The sequence below is a fragment of the Agromyces sp. GL_144 genome, from assembly GCF_057834305.1.
The window spans coordinates 2,364,938-2,383,967 of record NZ_CM174399.1 but is presented as its reverse complement, the minus strand read 5'-3'; the positions used below and the strand labels follow the sequence as shown (position 1 = coordinate 2,383,967).

Annotated in this window: 13 protein-coding genes; 10 read left to right on the top strand and 3 right to left on the bottom strand. The window is 71.2% G+C overall.

What is annotated here, in order from left to right; all coding sequences use genetic code 11:
* Nucleotides 1-76 precede the first annotated feature (76 nt).
* The 9 genes from AC3IPY_RS10830 to holA all read left to right on the top strand — a co-directional run bounded on the left by AC3IPY_RS10830 (nt 77) and on the right by holA (nt 14,343).
* Nucleotides 77-1,489 carry a cytochrome ubiquinol oxidase subunit I gene (locus AC3IPY_RS10830; RefSeq protein ID WP_489184303.1) on the top strand — a complete coding sequence of 471 codons (1,413 nt, stop codon included), beginning with the start codon at nt 77-79 and terminating at the stop codon, nt 1,487-1,489.
* 12 nt (nt 1,490-1,501) lie between these two features.
* A complete protein-coding gene (gene cydB / locus AC3IPY_RS10825) occupies nt 1,502-2,506 on the top strand; it encodes a cytochrome d ubiquinol oxidase subunit II (RefSeq protein WP_489184302.1) in 1,005 nt (334 codons plus the stop codon).
* Nucleotide 2,507: 1 nt separating this feature from the next.
* On the top strand, nt 2,508-4,166 hold the full coding sequence (gene cydD, locus AC3IPY_RS10820; protein ID WP_489184301.1) for a thiol reductant ABC exporter subunit CydD: 1,659 nt from the start codon (nt 2,508-2,510) through the stop codon (nt 4,164-4,166).
* Nucleotides 4,159-5,877 carry a thiol reductant ABC exporter subunit CydC gene (gene cydC, locus AC3IPY_RS10815; RefSeq protein WP_489184300.1) on the top strand — a complete coding sequence of 573 codons (1,719 nt, stop codon included), beginning with the start codon at nt 4,159-4,161 and terminating at the stop codon, nt 5,875-5,877. The genes cydD and cydC overlap by 8 nt, the downstream gene beginning before the upstream one ends.
* Before the next feature lie 9 nt (nt 5,878-5,886).
* Nucleotides 5,887-7,431, top strand: a complete 1,545-nt coding sequence (locus AC3IPY_RS10810; protein WP_489184299.1) for an anthranilate synthase component I family protein — start codon at nt 5,887-5,889, stop codon at nt 7,429-7,431.
* 81 nt (nt 7,432-7,512) lie between these two features.
* The gene (gene leuS / locus AC3IPY_RS10805; RefSeq protein WP_489184298.1) at nt 7,513-10,080 is read left to right on the top strand and encodes a leucine--tRNA ligase; all 2,568 of its coding nucleotides are present in this window, start codon (nt 7,513-7,515) and stop codon (nt 10,078-10,080) included.
* Nucleotides 10,081-10,171: 91 nt separating this feature from the next.
* Nucleotides 10,172-10,888, top strand: a complete 717-nt coding sequence (locus AC3IPY_RS10800; protein ID WP_489184297.1) for a ComEA family DNA-binding protein — start codon at nt 10,172-10,174, stop codon at nt 10,886-10,888.
* Nucleotides 10,889-13,282, top strand: coding sequence for a ComEC/Rec2 family competence protein (locus tag AC3IPY_RS10795; RefSeq protein WP_489184296.1), 2,394 nt, complete (start codon nt 10,889-10,891; stop codon nt 13,280-13,282). It abuts the gene before it with no gap.
* A 23-nt stretch (nt 13,283-13,305) separates the two neighbouring features.
* Nucleotides 13,306-14,343 (top strand): DNA polymerase III subunit delta, encoded by a 1,038-nt coding sequence (holA, locus tag AC3IPY_RS10790; RefSeq protein ID WP_489184295.1) that lies wholly within the window; start codon nt 13,306-13,308, stop codon nt 14,341-14,343.
* Nucleotides 14,344-14,687: 344 nt separating this feature from the next.
* Here holA and rpsT read toward each other — a convergent pair whose 3' ends face one another.
* From rpsT to AC3IPY_RS10775, 3 genes are all read right to left on the bottom strand, one after another.
* On the bottom strand, nt 14,688-14,948 hold the full coding sequence (gene rpsT / locus AC3IPY_RS10785; protein ID WP_489184294.1) for a 30S ribosomal protein S20: 261 nt from the start codon (nt 14,946-14,948) through the stop codon (nt 14,688-14,690).
* A 262-nt stretch (nt 14,949-15,210) separates the two neighbouring features.
* Complete coding sequence (locus tag AC3IPY_RS10780; protein WP_489184293.1) at nt 15,211-15,831, bottom strand: response regulator transcription factor; 621 nt, start codon at nt 15,829-15,831, stop codon at nt 15,211-15,213.
* A gap of 14 nt (nt 15,832-15,845) precedes the next feature.
* The gene (locus AC3IPY_RS10775) at nt 15,846-17,087 is read right to left on the bottom strand and encodes a sensor histidine kinase (RefSeq protein WP_489184292.1); all 1,242 of its coding nucleotides are present in this window, start codon (nt 17,085-17,087) and stop codon (nt 15,846-15,848) included.
* A gap of 83 nt (nt 17,088-17,170) precedes the next feature.
* Between AC3IPY_RS10775 and lepA the strand changes: the two genes are divergently transcribed.
* Nucleotides 17,171-19,027 (top strand): translation elongation factor 4, encoded by a 1,857-nt coding sequence (lepA, locus tag AC3IPY_RS10770; RefSeq protein ID WP_489184291.1) that lies wholly within the window; start codon nt 17,171-17,173, stop codon nt 19,025-19,027.
* The last annotated feature ends 3 nt before the right edge of the window (nt 19,028-19,030 follow it).

The window sequence follows — 19,030 nt, the reverse complement described above, 5'->3', positions numbered from 1 at the left end:
CGCTGGCAGCCTGAATGTTCTACGCTCTGTAGAAGAACGTCCGGTATGCGACACCACGCGTGCGAAAGGGGCAACCGTGAACGACCTGCTCGACCCGCTGCTGCTGGGCAGATGGCAGTTCGGTCTGACGACCGTCTACCACTTCCTGTTCGTGCCGATCACGATCGGCCTGGCCACGAGCACCGCGGTCTTCCAGACGGCGTGGTTCCGCACGGGCAAGACCGAGTACCTGCGCATCACGCGGTTCTTCGGCAACATCTTCCTGATCAACTTCGCCATGGGCGTCGTCACCGGCATCGTGCAGGAGTTCCAGTTCGGCATGAACTGGTCGGAGTACTCCCGCTTCGTCGGCGACGTCTTCGGTGCCCCGCTCGCGATGGAGGGCCTGCTCGCCTTCTTCTTCGAGGCGACGATGATCGGCCTCTGGATCTTCGGCTGGGACAAGCTGCCACGCGGCATCCACCTCGCCACGATCTGGGCGACGGCGGTCGGCACCATCCTGTCGGCGTACTTCATCCTCGCGGCGAACGCGTTCATGCAGAACCCCGTGGGCTACGAGATGAGCGGCGAGGGGGGCCGTGCCGAGCTCGTCGACATCGGCGCGCTGCTCACGAACAGGGTCGTGCTCGCGGCCTTCCCGCACACGATCGCCGCGAGCTTCATGGTCGCGGCCGGGCTCATCATCAGCGCCGCCGCCTGGCACCTCGCACGCAATCGCAACCTCGAGACGATGCGCCCCGCGCTCAAGTACGGCCTCTGGCTCATGATCGGCTCCGGGATCCTCACGACGCTCTTCGGCGACCAGCTGAGCCTCGCGATGGTCGCGACGCAGCCCATGAAGATGGCCGCGGCCGAGGCGACGTTCGACACCGTCTGCGGGGCGGATGCCTCGTTCTCGATCTTCACCCTCGGCACGCCGGACGGCTCGAGCGAGCTGTTCTCGATCCGCATCCCGTACCTGCTCTCGTTTCTGTCGACGCACACGTTCGACGGATGCGTCGAGGGCATCAACGACCTGCAGGCCCAGTACACCGAGCAGTTCGGCCCCGGCGACTATGCGCCGATCCTGTGGGTCACCTACTGGGCGTTCCGCTGGATGATCGGCCTCGGCCTGCTGCACGTGGTCATCGCGGTCGTCGGCCTCTGGGTCACCCGCAAGGGCCGGCTGCCGAAGCAGAAGTGGATCTGGAAGGTCGCGATCTGGAGCTTCCCGCTGTCGCTGCTCGCGATGAGCGTCGGCTGGGTCTTCACCGAGATGGGGCGCCAACCCTGGATCGTCTTCAGCCTCATGAAGACGGAGTCGGGCGTCTCGCCCTATGTGACCGGACTCGACGTGCTCATCTCGCTCGTCGCGTTCACGCTCATCTACGGCATCCTCGCCGTGGTCGAGGTGCGCCTGATCATCCAGGCCATCCGCAAGGGCCCACCCGAGGTCGGCGACCCGGACCCCGAGACCGGCAAGATCGAACCCGCGACGACGGTGTACTAGGAGGCGATGGAGATGGATCTCGCAACACTCTGGTTCTGGATCGTCGCGTTCCTCTTCGTGGGGTACTTCGTGCTCGACGGATTCGACTTCGGCGTCGGCATGTCCCTGCCCTTCCTCGGCAGGGACGACACCGACCGACGCGTGCTCATCAACACGATCGGCCCCGTGTGGGACCTCAACGAGACCTGGGTGATCGTCGCGGGTGCGGCGCTGTTCGCGTCGTTCCCCGAGTGGTACGCGACGCTCTTCTCCGGGTTCTACCTGGCGCTGCTGCTCATCCTGCTCGCGCTCATCGCGCGCGGCGTCTCGTTCGAGTACCGGCACAAGCGGCCCGACTCGAAGTGGAAGGCGTGGTTCGACGGCATGATCATCGTCGGCTCGGCCGTGCCTGCGCTGCTCTGGGGCGTCGCGTTCGCGAACATCGTGGCGGGCGTGCCGCTCGATGCCGACCACAACTTCACGGGCAACCTGTTCACGCTGCTGAACCCGTACGCCCTGCTCGGCGGACTCACGACCCTGCTGCTCTTCTTCACGCACGGCGTGGTCTTCGCGTCACTCAAGACCGACGGCGAACTGCGCGAACGCGCTCGGCGCCTCGCGACGAAGTCGGGCCTGGTCACGATCGTCGTCGCGGCGTCGTTCCTGCTCTGGACCGGGCTCGCGTTCGGCACGCTCTGGTTCTGGATCTTCGCCGCCATCGCGGCCTTCGCACTCATCGGCGGGTGGCTCATGAACCTGCGCGGGTCGGAGGGCATCGCGTTCACGCTGCTCGCGGTGACCGTCGCCACGGCCGTGCTGGCGCTGTTCTCGGCGCTGTTCCCCGACGTCATGCCGGCCTCGAACGATCCGGCGAACAGCCTCACGATCGAGAACGCCTCGAGCACCGAGTACACGCTCACGGTCATGACCTGGGTCGCGGTGTTCACGCTGCCGATCGTGCTGCTCTACCAGGGCTGGACGTACTGGGTCTTCCGCAAGCGCATCACCCGATCCTCGATCGAGGCCGCCGCGCACTGACGTGAAACCACTCGACCCGAGACTCATCCGTCGTTCGCGAGCGGCTCGCCGCTTCCTGATGCTCGGCGGGCTGCTCGCCCTCGTGCAGGCCGCCGCGATCATCGGCTTCGCGTACGCGCTCTCGACACTGGTGGTCGCGCTCATCGACGGCGGGCGGATGTCGCAGAGCTGGCCGTGGCTCGTCGGGGTCGTCGTCGCGGCATCCGTTCGTGCCCTCGCCGCGTGGCTCTGGGACGTCGTCGGGTCGGCCGGCGCGATGCGCGTGAAGCAGGAACTGCGGGGCGACGTGCTGCATGCGCTCGAGTCGGCTCCGGGCGGCGTGCCCGGCTTCCCGAGCGCGCGCACCGCGACCCTGCTCGGGCCGGGGCTCGACGCCCTCGACGCGTACTTCGGCTCCTACCTGCCGCAACTCGTGCTCACGGTCGTGGCCACGCCGCTCCTCGTGGCGACGGCCTGGATCGCGGACCCGCTGTCGGGGCTCGTGCTGGTCATCGTGCTGCCGCTGATCCCGCTCTTCATGGCGCTCATCGGCATGGCGACCGCGAGCGTGCAACGCCGGCAGTACGAGAGCCTCACGACCCTGTCGCGCGGGTTCCTCGAGGTCGTCGGCGGGCTCTCCACGCTCATGGCGTTCGGGCGCGCGCAACGTCAGGTCGGGCGCATCCGCGATGTCACGGAAGGCTTCCGCAAGCGCACGATGAGCGTGCTGCGGGTCACGTTCCTCTCCGGGTTCACGCTCGAATTCGCCGCGAGCCTGTCGGTCGCGATCGTGGCCGTCTCGATCGGATTCCGGCTCGTCTGGGGCGAGATGGGGCTGCTTCCCGGGCTCTTCGTGCTACTGCTCGCACCCGAGGTGTTCCTCCCGGTGCGCAACGTCGGCGCCGCGTTCCACGCGTCCTCGGCGGGGGTCACGGCGTCGGGCGACGCGTTCGACCTGTTCGAGGCGGCCGAGCGGGCCCCGAGCGGGTCGGCCGGGCCGGGCGGCGAGGGCTCGGACTCCGGCGCTGCGGGCGCCGAGCAGACGACGGATGTCGCGCACGGCCTCGTCATGACGGGCGTCGGTGTGCGGCGCGGCGATCGCGCGGTCGTCGAACGCCTCGACCTCGACGCGCGACCGGGCGAACTCGTCGCGATCATCGGGCCCAGCGGCGTCGGCAAGTCGAGCCTGTTCGGCGCGATCCTCGGCTTCGTGCCGTTCGAGGGGCACATCCGCGTCGCCGGTGCGCGTCCAGGACCCGCATCGCGGTCGGCCGTCGCATGGTCGCCGCAGACGCCCACGCTCTTCCCCGGCACGGTCGCCTCCAATGTGCGGCTCGGCCTCGAGACCGCCGACCCCGAGTTCGGGCGACGGGCGATGCGCCTGGCCGCGGTCGGCCTCGACGCCTCGACGCCCATCGGGCAGGGCGGCGTCGGGCTCTCGGGCGGACAGGCGCAGCGCGTGGCCACGGCTCGCGCCATCCATCGCGTGCTCGCCGGCCGTGCGAGCCTGCTCCTGCTCGACGAGCCGACCTCGGCGCAGGATCCCGACCGCGAGGCCGCGCTGGCCGACGGACTGCGCGAGCTCGCAGACGAAGGCGCCGTCGTGCTCGTCGCCACCCACCGCGCCGCGCTCGCGGCGGCATCCGATCGGGTGCTCGACCTGGAGGCCGCCCGTGTCTGAGCGATCCGCGAGCGTGCTGCGGGCCGCGCTGCCGTCGGCCGGGCGGCTCCTGCCGTCGATCCTCTCGGGCATCGGGTCCGCCGCCTCGGCGATCGCGCTGCTCGTCTGCTCGGCCTGGCTCATCGCGCGCGCGGCCGAGCAGCCGCCGGTGCTCTACCTCTCGGTCGCGGTCGTCGGCGTGCGCGCCTTCGCCCTCGGACGTGCCGTCTTCCGCTACCTCGAACGGCTCACGGGGCACGACGCGTCGTTCCGCCAGCTCGCGAGCATCCGCACCGGGGTCTTCGAGCGGATGCTGCCGGTGGCTCCCGACGGGCTCGCGGGCGTTCGCCGCGGCGACCTGCTCGCCCGTTTCGTCGACGACGTCGACGATCTGCAGAATGTGGCGCTGCGCGTCGTGCAGCCGCTCGTGAGCGCCGTCGTCGTGCTGCTCGCCGCGGTCGTCGGCGTGGCGGTGCTCGCTCCGGGTTCGGCGCTCGCGATCCTCTCGATCCTCGTCGCCGGCATCGGCTTGACGCTGCTCGCCCAGCGCGCCGCCGCGAAGCGCGCCGACCGTGAGTTGGCTCCGCTGCGTGGCGAGATGCAGGCCGCGGTGCTCGAGCACGTGCAGGCCGTCGACGTGCTCGTCGCCTTCGACGCCGCTGACGCGAGCCGCGCCCGCATCGACGGCATCGGCGCCAGGCTGGCCAGGGCGACCCGCGCACGGGTGGCCGTCGCCGGTGCGGCATCCGCGTCGATGACCGCGATCGGCGGCATCGCCGTGGCGGCGAGCCTCGCCGCGGCCGCGCCGCTGCTCGTCGACGGGCGCATCGACGGACCGACGTTCGCCGTGCTCTGCCTCGTGCCGCTCGCCATCGCCGAGGTCGCGGGCGCGATCCCGCTCGCCGCGACGTCGTGGCGCATCGCCCGGGCGAGTGCCGAGCGGGTCGAACGGGCCGTGCCGGCCGAGGTGCCGGCGGGCATCCCCGTCGCTCCCGCGGTTCCGGCCTCGCTGCCCGGCGGTGACGGGCCTCCGCCGGTGCGGCTGCGCGGCGTTCGGGCGGCCTGGCCCGAGACCGCCGTCGACGGACCGACGGACGCCGCGCACGAGGCATCCGCGGCGCTCTCGAACGTCGACCTCGACCTCGCACCGGGGGAGTGCGTGCTGCTCCGTGGGCCTTCGGGCGCAGGCAAGACCACGCTCGCGCATGTGCTCGTGCGGTTCCTCGACTACGAGGGCTCCTATCGCCTCGGCGAGGTCGAGGCCTCAGCCCTCGAGCCCGACGCGCTCCGCACCGTCGTCGGCATCGTCGAGCAGCGCCCGTGGCTCTTCGACGAGTCCGTTCGGCAGAACCTGCTCTTCGCGCGCGAGGGCGCGAGCGACGTCGACCTGTTCGAGGCCCTCGATCGCGTGGGCCTTCGCGACTGGGTGCTCGAACGCGGCGGGCTCGATGCCGCCGTCGGCGAGCGCGGCTCGCTCGTGTCGGGCGGGCAGGCGCAGCGCATCGCCCTCGCACGGGCGACCCTCGCCGGGTTCCCGGTACTCGTGCTCGACGAGCCCACGGCGAACGTCGACGCGGTGCAGGCCGAGGCCCTCATGCGCGACCTCATGGCCGCCGCACGCCGCGACGGCCGTACGGTGCTGGTCATCTCGCACGCACCCGTCGACGACCGACTCGTCGACCGGGAGCTCACCATGGTCGACGGGCGCCTCGCGGGTTCGATGACGTCGTAGTCTGAAGGGATGCCGCGCCGAATCCGACGCCGCCGGCTCGACGGGTGGATCGCTCCGCACCTGCTCTTCCGTGCGCTGTACTCCGAAGCCGCCTTCGCGGTCTGGCTCGACGGGGGGCGCGACGCCGTCGCCGGGCTCAGCATCCTGGCCGCCGCGCACGCCGGCAGCGAGTTCATCACGGCGGATGTCGCGGCGGGCACGATCTCGCGAGGCCGGCCCGCGGCATCCGATCGCCCGACCCTGACCGGGCCCGCCACGGTCGACGACGTGTTCGCCGCGCTCGGCGATCGGCTCGACGGCGGGATCCTGCGCGACTCCGACCTTCGCGACTCAGGCCTCCGCGACGCCGACGCCTCCGACGAGGATGCGGCCGGCGCGCTCCTGGGCTGGTTCGGCTGGTTCGGCTACGAGCTCGGCGCGCGCGTCGTCGGGGTCCCCGCCGCTGCGACCGACGCGCCGGATGCCGCATTCCTCTGGGTCGATCGTGCGGTCGTGTTCGACCATGCCGAGCGCTCGGCCGAACTGGTGTGGCTCGACGGCGGCGGCGGCGGCGGCGAGGGCGAGGGCGACGGCGGCGCGTCGGTCGAGGCGTGGTCACGCGAGGTGCTCGCGGCCTGGACCCGACTGCGTTCGGAGGCGGACCCCGGCGCGGAGCACGGGCCCGTGCCGCAGCCGGTGGCCGCTCCGGCGCAGGAGCCCGCAGCGACGGCAGCGCCCGCACCGCGCTGGCGCCACTCGCCAGAGCAGTACGCCGCCCTCATCGCCGAATGCCAGCGCGCGATCCACCGCGGCGATGCATACCAGCTGTGCCTCACGAACCGCATCGACGTCGACGTCTCGCCCGATCCCGCGGCGACCTACCTCGCACTGCGCGCAACGAGCCCCAGCCACCACGGCGGCTACCTGCGCTTCGGCGAGCACGCACTGCTCAGCGCCTCGCCCGAACTGTTCCTGCATGTCACGCCCGAGGGCGTCGTCTCGACGAAGCCCATGAAGGGCACGCGACCGCGGCACGTCGACGTCGAGCACGATCGACGCCTGCGCCGTGAACTCCTCGAGAGCGACAAGGAGCGCGCCGAGAACCTCATGATCGTCGACCTCATGCGCAACGACCTCGGCCGCGTCGCCGAGCTGGGCACCGTCGAGGTGCCGAGCCTGCTCGCGGTGGAGGAGTACCCCCACGTGCACCAGCTCGTCTCGACGGTGCGCGCCAGGCTGCGGCATCCGCTCACCTCGCTCGACGCCGTGAAGGCGTCGTTCCCCGCCGGATCGATGACGGGTGCGCCCAAGCACAGCGCCATGCGCATCCTGCACGAGCTCGAAGGCGGGCCGCGGGGCGTGTACTCGGGTGCGTTCGGATACCTCGCCGTCGACGGCGGCGTCGACCTCGCGATGGTGATCCGCTCGATCGTGCTCGGACCGGACGGCGCCTCGATCGGCACAGGAGGCGGCATCACGGCGCTCTCGGTCGCCGACGAGGAGATCGAGGAGACCCGCGTCAAGGCGCGTGCGTTGCTCGCGGTTCTGGGCGCGGCGGGCGCACAGCCCGAGTGAGTAGGCTTGTCTCTCGGTGCGTCGACGTCTGGCGTGCCCAGAAGCTTCGCGGGCAACCGCATCGACACGATTGAGAGTCACGTGGCACACGATCAGCACGAGGTCGACCCGAACGCATACGACTTCGCCGCCATCCAGGCGAAGTGGCTTCCCGTCTGGGACGAGGCGAAGCCGTTCGAGGCCGGCCGCCCCGGTGACACGAAGCCGCGCAAGTACATCCTCGACATGTTCCCGTACCCGTCGGGCGACCTGCACATGGGTCACGCCGAGGCGTTCGGCTACGGTGACACGGTCGCGCGCTACTGGCGCCACCAGGGCTTCGACGTGCTGCACCCGATCGGCTGGGACTCCTTCGGCCTGCCGGCCGAGAACGCCGCCATCAAGCGAGGGGTCGACCCCCGCGCCTGGACCTACGAGAACATCGAGCAGCAGAAGCGCTCGTTCCGGCAGTACGCGCCGTCGTTCGACTGGTCGCGCGAGCTGCACACGAGCGACCCCGAGTACTACCGCTGGAACCAGTGGCTGTTCCTGAAGCTCTACGAGAAGGGCATCGCCTACCGCAAGGCGGGCCAGGTCAATTGGTGTCCCAACGACCAGACCGTGCTCGCGAACGAGCAGGTCATCGACGGCCACTGCGAGCGCTGCGGCGCCGTCGTCACGAAGAAGGCCCTCACGCAGTGGTACTTCCGCGTGACCGACTACGCCGACCGCCTCATCGACGACCTCAACCAGCTCGAGGGCGCGTGGCCGTCGAAGGTCATCTCGATGCAGCGCAACTGGATCGGCCGTTCGGCCGGTGCCGACGTCGAGTTCGAGATCGAGGGCCGCGAGGCCCGGGTGCCCGTGTTCACGACGCGTCCCGACACGCTGTTCGGCGCGACGTTCATGGTCGTGGCGCCCGACTCCGAGCTCGCCGCCGAGCTCGCGGCCGGGGCGTCCGACGAGGTGAGGGCGAGGTTCGAGGGCTACCTCGAGTCGGTGCGCGCCGAGAGCGACATCGACCGCCTCGCGACCGACCGCCCCAAGTCGGGCGTGTTCCTCGAGCGCTACGCGATCAACCCCGTCAACGGCGAGCGCCTGCCCATCTGGGCGGCCGACTACGTGCTGGCCGACTACGGCCACGGCGCGATCATGGCCGTGCCCGCGCACGACCAGCGCGACCTCGACTTCGCGCGCGCGTTCGACCTGCCCGTGCGGGTCGTCGTCGACACGAACCAGCCCGTGACGGGCGTGATCCCCGTGATCCCGCTCGACGAGAACGGCGTTCCGTACCTGCCCGACGACCTGCCGTCGCTGAACCCCGCCGAGACGGGCGAGGCACTCACGGGCGAGGGCCGGCTCATCAACTCGGGTCCCCTCGACGGGCTCTCCAAGTCGAACGCGATCCGCCGCGTCATCGACCTGCTCGAGCAGCGCGGCCTCGGTCGTGCGGCCAAGAACTACCGCCTGCGCGACTGGCTCATCTCGCGCCAGCGCTACTGGGGCACGCCCATCCCGATCATCCACTGCGCCGACTGCGGCGAGGTGCCGGTTCCCGACAGCGAGCTCCCGGTGCGACTGCCGGATGCCGCGGGGCTCGACTTGAAGCCCAAGGGTTCGAGCCCGCTCGGCGCGGCCGAAGAGTGGGTCAACGTCGCCTGCCCGAAGTGCGGCGCCCCGGCCCGTCGAGACTCCGACACCATGGACACGTTCGTCGACAGCTCCTGGTACTACCTGCGCTACCTCAACCCGAACGACGAGGGCGTGGCGTTCGACCCGGCCCAGGCCGAGAAGTGGGCGCCCGTCGACCAGTACGTCGGCGGCGTCGAGCACGCGATCCTGCACCTGTTGTACTCCCGCTTCATCACGAAGGTGCTCTTCGACGAGGGCTACCTGAGCTTCACCGAGCCGTTCACCTCGCTGCTGAACCAGGGCATGGTCATCATGGACGGCACCAAGATGAGCAAGTCCAAGGGCAACCTCGTCGAGTTCGCGAGCGAGCTCGGCGCGCACGGCGCCGACGCGCTGCGCGTGACGCTCGCGTTCGCGGGTCCGCCCGAAGACGACATCGACTGGGCCGATGTCTCGCCCGTCGGTGCCGCGAAGTTCCTGGCCCGTGCGTGGCGCATCTCGGGCGAGGTCACCTCGAGCCCCGACGTCGAGTGGAAGACGGGTGACGCGGCCCTGCGGCGCATCACGCACCGGCTGCTCGCCGATGCGCCCGGCCTCGTCGAGGCGTTCAAGTTCAACGTCGTCGTCGCCCGGCTCATGGAGCTCGTCAACGCCACGCGCAAGACGATCGACTCGGGCGCCGGTGCCGGCGACGCCGCCGTCCGCGAGGCCGCCGAGGTCACCGCGATGATCCTCGACCTGTTCGCGCCGTACACGGCCGAAGACATGTGGGAGCGCCTCGGGTACCAGCCGACGGTCGCCCTCGTGCCGTGGCGCAAGGCCGACCCGGCGCTGCTCATCGAGGAGTCGGTCACGGCCGTCGTGCAGGTCGACGGCAAGGTGCGCGACCGTCTCGATGTCTCGCCGAAGATCTCGGGCGACGAGCTCGAGGCCATGGCCCGTGCTTCGGCCGCCGTGGCCCGCTCGATCGGCGAGCGCGAGATCGTGAACGTGATCGTGCGCGCGCCGCGCCTCGTGAACATCGCCACGAAGGGCTGAGCGCTCCTCCACAGCGCAGCATCGGCGACGGCCGTCCGGGTTCCAGACCCGGGCGGCCGTTTCCTGTTCCGGCGGGCCGTAGCGTGCGGGCATGCCCGCACGTGCCGAACCCGATCCGAACGTCGATCCGTTCGATGCGCTCGACCCTTCGGCGCGCCGCTCGACGCCGCGGGTGCGCATCGCGGTCGGTGCCGCGGTCGTGCTCTTCGTCGGTGCGGTCGCGGTGGCCGCCGTCATGTCCTTCTTCGCCGGCGGGGGCGGGGAGCAGGCGGCGATCGGGGCACCGTCCTCCGCGCACGGCGGCGCCTCGACCGATACCGGTGATGGCGCTGCGGGCGTCGGCACCGCTGAGGTGACGACGACGCCGCTGCTCGTGCACGTGCTCGGTGCGGTCGCGCAGCCGGGGCTCGTCGAGCTCGCACCCGGCGCACGCGTGGTCGACGCCGTCGCGGCGGCCGGGGGATTCACGGCCGAGGGCGATCCGGCGGGCGTCAACCTCGCGCGTCCGGTGGTCGACGGCGAGCAGCTCGTCGTGTTCGCGATCGGCGAGGTGCCGGCAGCGGCCGGCCCCGCGGGCGGAGGCGGCGGCGCGAGCGGCGGTGCCGCGGCATCCGACGGGCTCGTGCACCTGAACACTGCCGGCGTCGCCGAGCTCGACACGCTGCCCCGCATCGGGCCGGCGCTGGCGCAGCGCATCCTCGACTACCGCGAGGCGAACGGCCCGTTCACCAGCGTCGACCAACTGCTCGATGTCACGGGCATCGGCGACGCCGTCTTCGCGGGGCTCGCCGAGCTCGTGGCGCTCTGAGTGCGCGACCTCCGACTGCTGGCTCCGGCCTGCGTCGCGTGGGCGGCGGCGTGGATCGCGGTGGCCGCACCCGACCTCGGCATCGACCCCGCCGTGCTGCCGGTCGTGCTCTGGGGCGCCGCCGGCTTCGCGCTCGCGGTCGTGGTGGTACTCATGCTGCGTTCGCGTCCGTCATCGAGGATGGCGGATGCCTCGTCGAGCGCGACCGGGGCGCGGCATCCGCTGCTCGTGGCCGTTGCCGCGACCCTGCTCGTCGTGCTCGCCTGCGCGGCCCTCGTCGTGACGGCCGCCTCGCTCGCGCTCGCGACCAGGGCGGCCTCGCCGCTCGCCGAGGCTGCGGTCTCGCGCGGAACGGTCGAGGTCGTGCTCGAGGTGACGAGTCCGCCGCGTCCGATGCGCGCGGCGGTGTGGGCCGACGAGACCCCGCAGCTGCGCGTCGACGGAACGGTCGTGGTCGTCGACGGCGCGGCCGTTGCGGGCGTGCCGGTGACGGTGGGGCTCGGTGCATCCGAGGGCGTCGAGTGGGGCTCTCGCATCGCATTCGCGGCGCGGGTGCAGCCGTTGCCCGCGGCGGAGCCGAACGCGTTCCGGCTCGCGAGTCCAGGCGAGGTCGTCGTCGTCGCGTCGCCGCCGCCCTGGCTCGACTGGGCCGGCGAGCTCCGTCACCGCTTCAACACGGCCGCGGGCGCACTCGGCGGCGACGGCGGCGCGCTCGTGCCCGGACTCGCGATCGGCGACACCTCAGCGGTCGGAACCGAACTCGACGCGGCCATGAAGACGAGCTCGCTGAGCCACCTCACCGCGGTCTCCGGGGCGAACTGCGCCATCGTCACGGCCGCCGCATTCGGGCTGGCGGCGCTGTGCGGGCTCGGCCGCGGCATGCGCATCGTGATCGCGCTGACGGCGCTCGCGGGCTTCGTCGTGCTCGTGACACCGCAGGCCAGCGTCATCCGTGCGGCGGCGATGGCGGTGGTGATCCTGATCGGGCTCGCGCTGGCCCGCGGCGGAGGAGGCGTCTCGGCGCTGTCGCTCGCCGTCGTGATCCTCCTCGCGCAGAACCCGTGGCTGGCGCGCGACTACGGGTTCGCGCTCTCGGCGGCGGCCACGGCCGGGCTGCTGATGCTCGCGGCGCCGCTGGCGCGCCGGCTCGCCGACGTCATGCCGGCTCCCCTCGCGGTCGTGTTGGCGGTGCCGATCGCCGCGCAGCTCGCGTGCCAGCCCGTGCTCGTGCTGCTCGACCCGTCGATCGCCCTCTACGGGGTTCCCGCGAACCTGCTCGCCGCGCCGGCCGCGCCCGTCGGCACCGTCGTCGGCATGATCGGATGCCTCGTGCTGCCGGTGCTGCCCTCGGTCGGCTACGCGCTCATGCAGGTCGCGTGGGTGCCCGCGACGTGGATCGCACTCCTCGCCCACGGCGCATCGGCGCTGCCTGGAGCACGCCTGCCGTGGCCTGCCGACGGGGTCGGGGCACTCCTGCTCGTCGTCGTGACGGCCGCGGCGCTCTGGCTCGCGCTCTCACGGACGCGAGCCGGCCCAGCCCGACGGATCGTCGCGGTGCTCCTGGTGCTGCTCGTCGCGGTGCCGACCGGCATCGCGATCGGACCGGGCGTCATCTCCCGGGCGAAGCATCCGACCGACTGGGATGTCGCGGACTGCGACGTCGGCCAGGGCGATGCGGTGCTCGTGCGATCGGAGGGCGCGACCGCCCTCATCGACACCGGGCCCGACCCGGCGGCGCTCGCGCGATGCCTCGCGCTGCTCGGCGTCGAGCACATCGACCTGCTCGTGCTGACGCACTGGGACGCCGATCACGTCGGCGGCAGCAGTGCCGTGTTCGGCATGGTCGACACCGTGATCCACGGGCCGCTCGACGGCGAGCGCTCGGCGAAGGTGCTCGACCCGCTCGCGGAGTCCGGCGCCGACGCGATCCAGGTCGTCGCGGGTCGGCGCGGCTCGCTCGGGGAGTCGCGTTGGCGCGTGCTCTGGCCGCCTCCGAAGACGCAGCCGGGCAACGACGCGAGTGTCGTGCTCCAGCTCGACGGTGCGCTCGGGCGCGCGATCTTCCTCGGCGACCTCGGCGAGCAGGCGCAGGCGCGCATGGCCGCGTCGACGGAACTCGGCCGGGTCGACCTCGTCAAGGTCGCCCACCACGGCTCGGCCGACCAGAGCGAGCGGCTCTACGAGACGCTCGACGCCACGGTCGGCATCATCGGCGTGGGTGCAGACAACGGCTACGGCCACCCGACGGATCGTCTGCTCGACCTGCTCGAGCGCGTCGGCACGACGCCCGTGCGGAGCGACCGCACGGGCACCTCGCTCCTCACCGCCGACGAGGACGGCGGCTACCGGCTCTGGGTCGAACGGGGCGCGGGCGATGTCGCACCCCGACCGTAGACTGGATGCGAACAGGAGGTGCCGTGGCGGCTCGAACCGGTGCACGTGGCGGTACGCGTGCGAGCGCGGCGGCGATTCCGCAGCTCCCGTACAACCAGGTGCGACCGGCACCGGTCGTGCTCATCTCGGGCCCAGAAGACGTGCTCGCCGATCGGGCGTCCGGTATGTTGCGCGATCAGCTCCGCGCCGAAGACCCCGAGCTCGAGGTCAGCGAGATCTCGGGCGACGCGTATCAGCGCGGCGAGCTCATCACGCTCGCGAGCCCGTCGCTCTTCGGCGAGGCGCGCCTCATCCGCATCGATGGGGCCGAGAAGGCCACCGACGCGCTGATCCTCGACGTGCTCGATTACCTCGGGCAGACCGCGGAGTCGACGACCGTGGTCATCCGCCATCGCAGCGGCGTCCGCGGCAAGAAGATGCTCGACGCCATCCGCTCGGGTCAGGGCGGTGCCATCGAGATCGTCTGCGCCGAGCTCAAGCGCGAGTCCGACAAGCAAGAATTCGTGCAGGCCGAGATCCGCGCGGCCGGCCGCAAGATCGCCCCGAAGGCGCTGCGGTCTCTCGTGGCCGCCTTCAGCGACGACCTCGGCGAGCTCTCCGCGGCATGCCGGCAGTTGCTCGCCGACACTCCCGGCGACATCACCGAGGCGGTTGTCGCGAAGTACTACGGCGGCCGCGTCGAGACGAATGCGTTCGAGGTCGCCGACGCCGCCATCGCCGGGCGGCACGGCGAGGCGCTCGTGGCCCTGCGTCACGCACTCGACAGCGGCGCCGATCCTGTGCCGATGGTCGCGGCATTCGCCATGAAGATCCGCACCATGGCGAAGGTCTCGGGGGTTCGCGGGGGAGGCCAGGCGGCCTCGTCCCTCGGGCTCGCCCCGTGGCAGGTCGATCGGGCCCGCCGCGATCTCGCCGGCTGGAGCGACGAGGGCCTGCAGCGGGCCATCGTCGCGCTCGCCCGCACCGACGCCGCGGTCAAGGGCGCCGAGCGCGACCCCGTGTTCGCGCTCGAGCGGCTCATCGGCGTCATCGCCGCGCGCGGCCGCGACCTCGCCTCGTAGGCTCCCGCCCTTCGGGCGTGACCACGCACACCCCACGACGTTTCGCCGGCCGGAAGTCGACTGATGGCCGCTCCCAGTCAGCTTCCAGCCCGCGAAAGGTCGTGGCGGGCCGCGAGAGCGGACCCTGCGAGGTTGCGGGGGAGCGGCGCTCGCCCGAAATGTCGGAGATTCGAGCCCATGCGGTCCCACGGGGAGGCGAAGGGATGGAATCTCCGACATTCCGCACGGGCCCGGGGCTGACACGCCCGGCCCGATCCGCTCTTTTCGCCTGGAACCTCGCCCGATCCCGTGAAACGACGAACGCCCCGCACTCTCGTGCGGGGCGTTCGATCAGACGGTGTGCGTCAGAGCGCAGCAGCCTGCTTCGCGATGGCCGACTTGCGGTTCGCGGCCTGGTTCTTGTGGATGACGCCCTTGCTGGCGGCCTTGTCGAGCTTGCGACCGGCGACCTGGACGGCGGCGATGGCCTTGTCCTTGTCACCGGTGGCGATGGCCTCGCGAGCGGCGCGGACGGCGCTCTTGACCTGGCTCTTCACGGCCTTGTTGCGCTCCTGCGCCTTGAGGTTCGTCTTGATGCGCTTGATCTGCGACTTGATGTTTGCCACGTGGTTCGTCTTTCGTTCTTGTGCGGGTACCGGATGTGCCGAGCGAAGGTAGAGGGGCCTCGCGCGGCGAATCGTGCGGGGTGGGACCCACACGCAAGCCAACAGGCAACGATACCAGCAACGCGCGTGCGGCACCAATGCGGTGGATCGCGGCCGTGCCACGGCGACTCGCCCTGCCACTGATACCGGATTCGTATCAGTGGCAGAGCGCCCGCGAACCGATACCGGTCCCGGTCGGCAGCGCGCCGGGTCGAGGCATCCGTCAGCTGGAGCGGATGAGTCCGAGCGTGCGCGCCCGTGCCACCGCGGCCGTGCGGGAGCCGACCTCGAGCTTGGCGAAGATGTGCACGAGATGCGACTTCACGGTCGCCTCGCTGAGGAAGAGGGCCTTGCCGATGTCGCGGTTCGAGTTTCCGCCCGCGACGAGCTGGAGCACCTCGACCTCGCGGCCGGTGAGTCGTTCGAGTCCCGAGTTCGCCTCGAGGCGGGAGGACACGCCGGGGGCGAACGCGGGTTCGCCGCCCGCCGCCGTGCGGATCGCCTCGACGAGTTCTGCGGGCGGGGCGTCCTTCAGCAGGTATCCGCTCGCGCCGGCCTCGATGGCGCCCAGGATGTCGGCGTCGGTGTCGTAGTTCGTGAGCACGAGCACGCGGGGCGCGCCCGGCGCCGAGCGGATGTGCCGGGTCGCCTCCGCGCCCTGCATGCGCGTCGGGAACTGCAGGTCCATGAGCACGACGTCCACGTCGCCGTCGCCCGCACGTCGCACCGCGGCATCCGCCGTGTCGACCTCGCCGACGACCTCGAGGTCGGGCTCGGACTCGAGCATCGCCCGCACGCCGGCGCGCACGACCGGATGGTCGTCGGCGAGCAGGAGGCGGATCATGCCCCGCGCCGCGCTCATGCCGCGCCCACCGGGATGCGCACCGAGATCGCCGTGCCGTCGCCCGGCGCCGACTCGAGCTCGATCGTGCCGCCCTCGCGTTCGGCACGTTCGCGCATGGCGCGCAGCCCGAAGCGGATGCCGGCGCCGTCGGCGGCGACCTCCGCCGGATCGAAGCCGACGCCGTCGTCGACGATGTCGAGCGCGACCTCGTCGCCGAGGTAGCTGAGCGTGAGCTCAGCACGCGTCGCGCGGGCGTGCCGCAGCACGTTCGCGAGGGCGCCCTGCGCGATGCGGAGGAGTGTCGCGTCGATCGCCATCGGCAGTGGCACGGGCGTGCCGCTCGTCGAGTACGAGACCCTGGTGGCGGACCCGGCCTGGGCGGCCTGCTCGTCGACGGTCGCGGCGAGACGGCGCAGCGCGGCGGGCAGCGTCTGCTCGTCGAGCGATGGCGGGCTGAGCTCGCGGATGAACCGCCGGGTCTCCGCGAGGTTGTCGGAGGCGGTCGCGCGCGCGAGCTCGAGCTTCTGGCGCGTGCCCTGGTCGGCGACGTCGCGTTCGGCGGCGTGCAGCAGCATCTGGATGCTCGACAGGCCCTGCGCGACGGTGTCGTGGATCTCGCGGGCGATGCGCTGCCGTTCGGCGAGGGTGCCCGCCTCCCGGCTCGCGCTCGCGAGCTCCTCGCGCGTGGCGATGAGGTCGAGGATCAGCGCCTGGCGGTCCTTCGTCTCCTGGGCCATCGCCCGGTAGCCGAGGCCGATGACGATCGCGACGCCGGCGCTGATGAGCGGACCGAGCACGCTTCCGACGCCGAACCCGAGGTGCGTCACGGTGCCCCAGACCGAGAGGCCGAACGTCACGGCCACGAGCGGCACGGCGAGCGGGGCGGCGAGCACGTGCAACTCGAGGAAGAAGAGGGGGAACGCCAGGAACGCGGCATCCGGGGTCAGTGCCGACATGCCGACCCAGAGCGCGAGCAGCGCGGTGAGCCAGAGCACGCGCGCCCACTGCGGGAGGTTGCGATGGGCGGTCGCGACGCCCGCGCCGTAGCAGGCGAGGAAGGCGATCGTGAGCACCGTCAGCGGCACCTCGGTCGCGTCGTCGTCGAGCAACGCGCGGATCATGACGAAGAGGGCGAGGCCGATCACGAGCACGTGCAGCCCGAAGCGCAGCGTGATGAAGACGGGCCGCAGGGCGGACGGGGACACCCGGCCGACGTCGAGGGCGGGCAACGGCGACGGGAGGGCTGGCGCGGTCATGATGCGAGCCAGCGTAGCCCTCGGCCCCTGCGTGCGGCATCCGTCGAAAGTGCGAACCCCCAAGTCGTGGGAGAATCGACAGGATGTCTCCGAGAGCCTTGACCCCGCCGGTGCCCGCCGCCACCGATCCCGCGCTGATCCGCAACTTCTGCATCATCGCGCACATCGACCACGGCAAGTCGACGCTCGCCGACCGCATGCTCGGCATCACGGGGGTGGTGAGCGACCGGGACATGCGCGCGCAGTACCTCGACCGCATGGACATCGAGCGCGAGCGCGGCATCACGATCAAGAGCCAGGCCGTGCGCATGCCGTGGCAGGTCGGCGACACGTCGTACGCCCTGAACATGATCGACACACCGGGCCACGTCGACTTCAGCTACGAGGTCTCCCGCTCGCTCGCGGCCTGCGAGGGCGCGATCCTGCTCGTCGACGCCGCACAGGGCATCGAGGCCCAGACTCTCGCGAACCTCTACCTCGCCCTCGAGAACGACCTCGAGATCATCCCGGTGCTGAACAAGATCGACCTCCCCGCGGCCGAGCCCGAGAAGTACGCCCGCGAGCTCGCCGAGCTCATCGGCGGCGACCCCGCCGACGTGCTCAAGGTCTCGGGCAAAACGGGGCTCGGCGTCGAAGACCTCCTCGACCGCGTGGTCGAGCGCATCCCGGCGCCGGTCGGCGACGCCGACGCTCCGCCGCGCGCGATGATCTTCGACTCCGTCTACGACAGCTACCGCGGCGTCGTCACCTACGTGCGCATGGTCGACGGCCACCTCAACCCGCGCGAGCGCATCCAGATGATGTCCACGCGCGCCACCCACGAGATCCTCGAGATCGGCGTGAGCGCGCCCGAGCCCACGCCCACGAAGGGGCTCGGCGTCGGCGAGGTCGGCTACCTCATCACCGGCGTGAAGGACGTGCGCCAGTCCAAGGTCGGCGACACCGTCACGACGGCCGCGAAGTCGGCCACCGAGGCGCTCGCGGGCTACACCGAGCCGCTGCCCATGGTCTTCTCGGGCCTGTACCCGATCGACGGCAGCGACTACCCCGAGCTGCGCGAGGCCCTCGACAAGCTCAAGCTCTCGGATGCCGCGCTCGTGTACGAGCCCGAGACCTCGGTCGCCCTCGGCTTCGGGTTCCGTGCCGGATTCCTCGGCCTGCTGCACCTCGAGATCATCACCGAGCGCCTGCAGCGCGAGTTCGGGCTCGACATCATCGCGACCGCGCCGAGCGTGGTCTACGAGGTCACGACCGAAGACAAGAAGACCGTCACGGTCACCAACCCGAGCGAGTTCCCGACCGGGGCGAAGATCTCCGAGGTGCGCGAGCCCATGGTGCGTGCGGCGATCCTCGCGCCGAAGGACTACGTCGGCACCATCATGGAGCTCTGCCAGTCGCGCCGCGGCGCGCTGCTCGGCATGGACTACCTCGGCGAAGACCGGGTCGAGATCCGATACACGATCCCGCTCGGCGAGATCGTCTTCGACTTCTTCGACCAGCTGAAGTCGAAGACCGCCGGCTACGCCTCGCTCGACTACGAGCCCGTGGGCGATCAGGCCGCCGACCTCGTCAAGGTCGACATCCTGCTCCAGGGCGAGCAGGTCGACGCGTTCAGCGCCATCGTGCACCGCGACAAGGCCTACGCCTACGGCGTGCTCATGACGGGCCGCCTCCGCGAGCTCATCCCTCGCCAGCAGTTCGAGGTGCCGATCCAGGCCGCGATCGGCGCGCGCATCATCGCCCGAGAGTCCATCCGCGCCATGCGCAAAGACGTGCTCGCCAAGTGCTACGGCGGTGACATCAGCCGCAAGCGCAAGCTCCTCGAGAAGCAGAAGGAGGGCAAGAAGCGCATGAAGATGGTCGGCCGCGTCGAGGTTCCCCAAGAGGCGTTCATCGCCGCACTCAGCGGTGACGTCGAGAAGAAGGACGCGAAGAAGTAGGGG

Excerpts from the sequence above, each read along its gene's own strand:
- AC3IPY_RS10775 (WP_489184292.1), bottom strand. The coding sequence starts at position 17,087 with ATGACCGCGCCAGCCCTCCCGTCGCCGTTGCCCGCCCTCGACGTCGGC.
- AC3IPY_RS10800 (WP_489184297.1), top strand. The coding sequence starts at position 10,172 with ATGCCCGCACGTGCCGAACCCGATCCGAACGTCGATCCGTTCGATGCG.
- AC3IPY_RS10810 (WP_489184299.1), top strand. The coding sequence starts at position 5,887 with ATGCCGCGCCGAATCCGACGCCGCCGGCTCGACGGGTGGATCGCTCCG.
- lepA (WP_489184291.1), top strand. The coding sequence starts at position 17,171 with ATGTCTCCGAGAGCCTTGACCCCGCCGGTGCCCGCCGCCACCGATCCC.
- AC3IPY_RS10780 (WP_489184293.1), bottom strand. The coding sequence starts at position 15,831 with ATGATCCGCCTCCTGCTCGCCGACGACCATCCGGTCGTGCGCGCCGGC.
- cydB (WP_489184302.1), top strand. The coding sequence starts at position 1,502 with ATGGATCTCGCAACACTCTGGTTCTGGATCGTCGCGTTCCTCTTCGTG.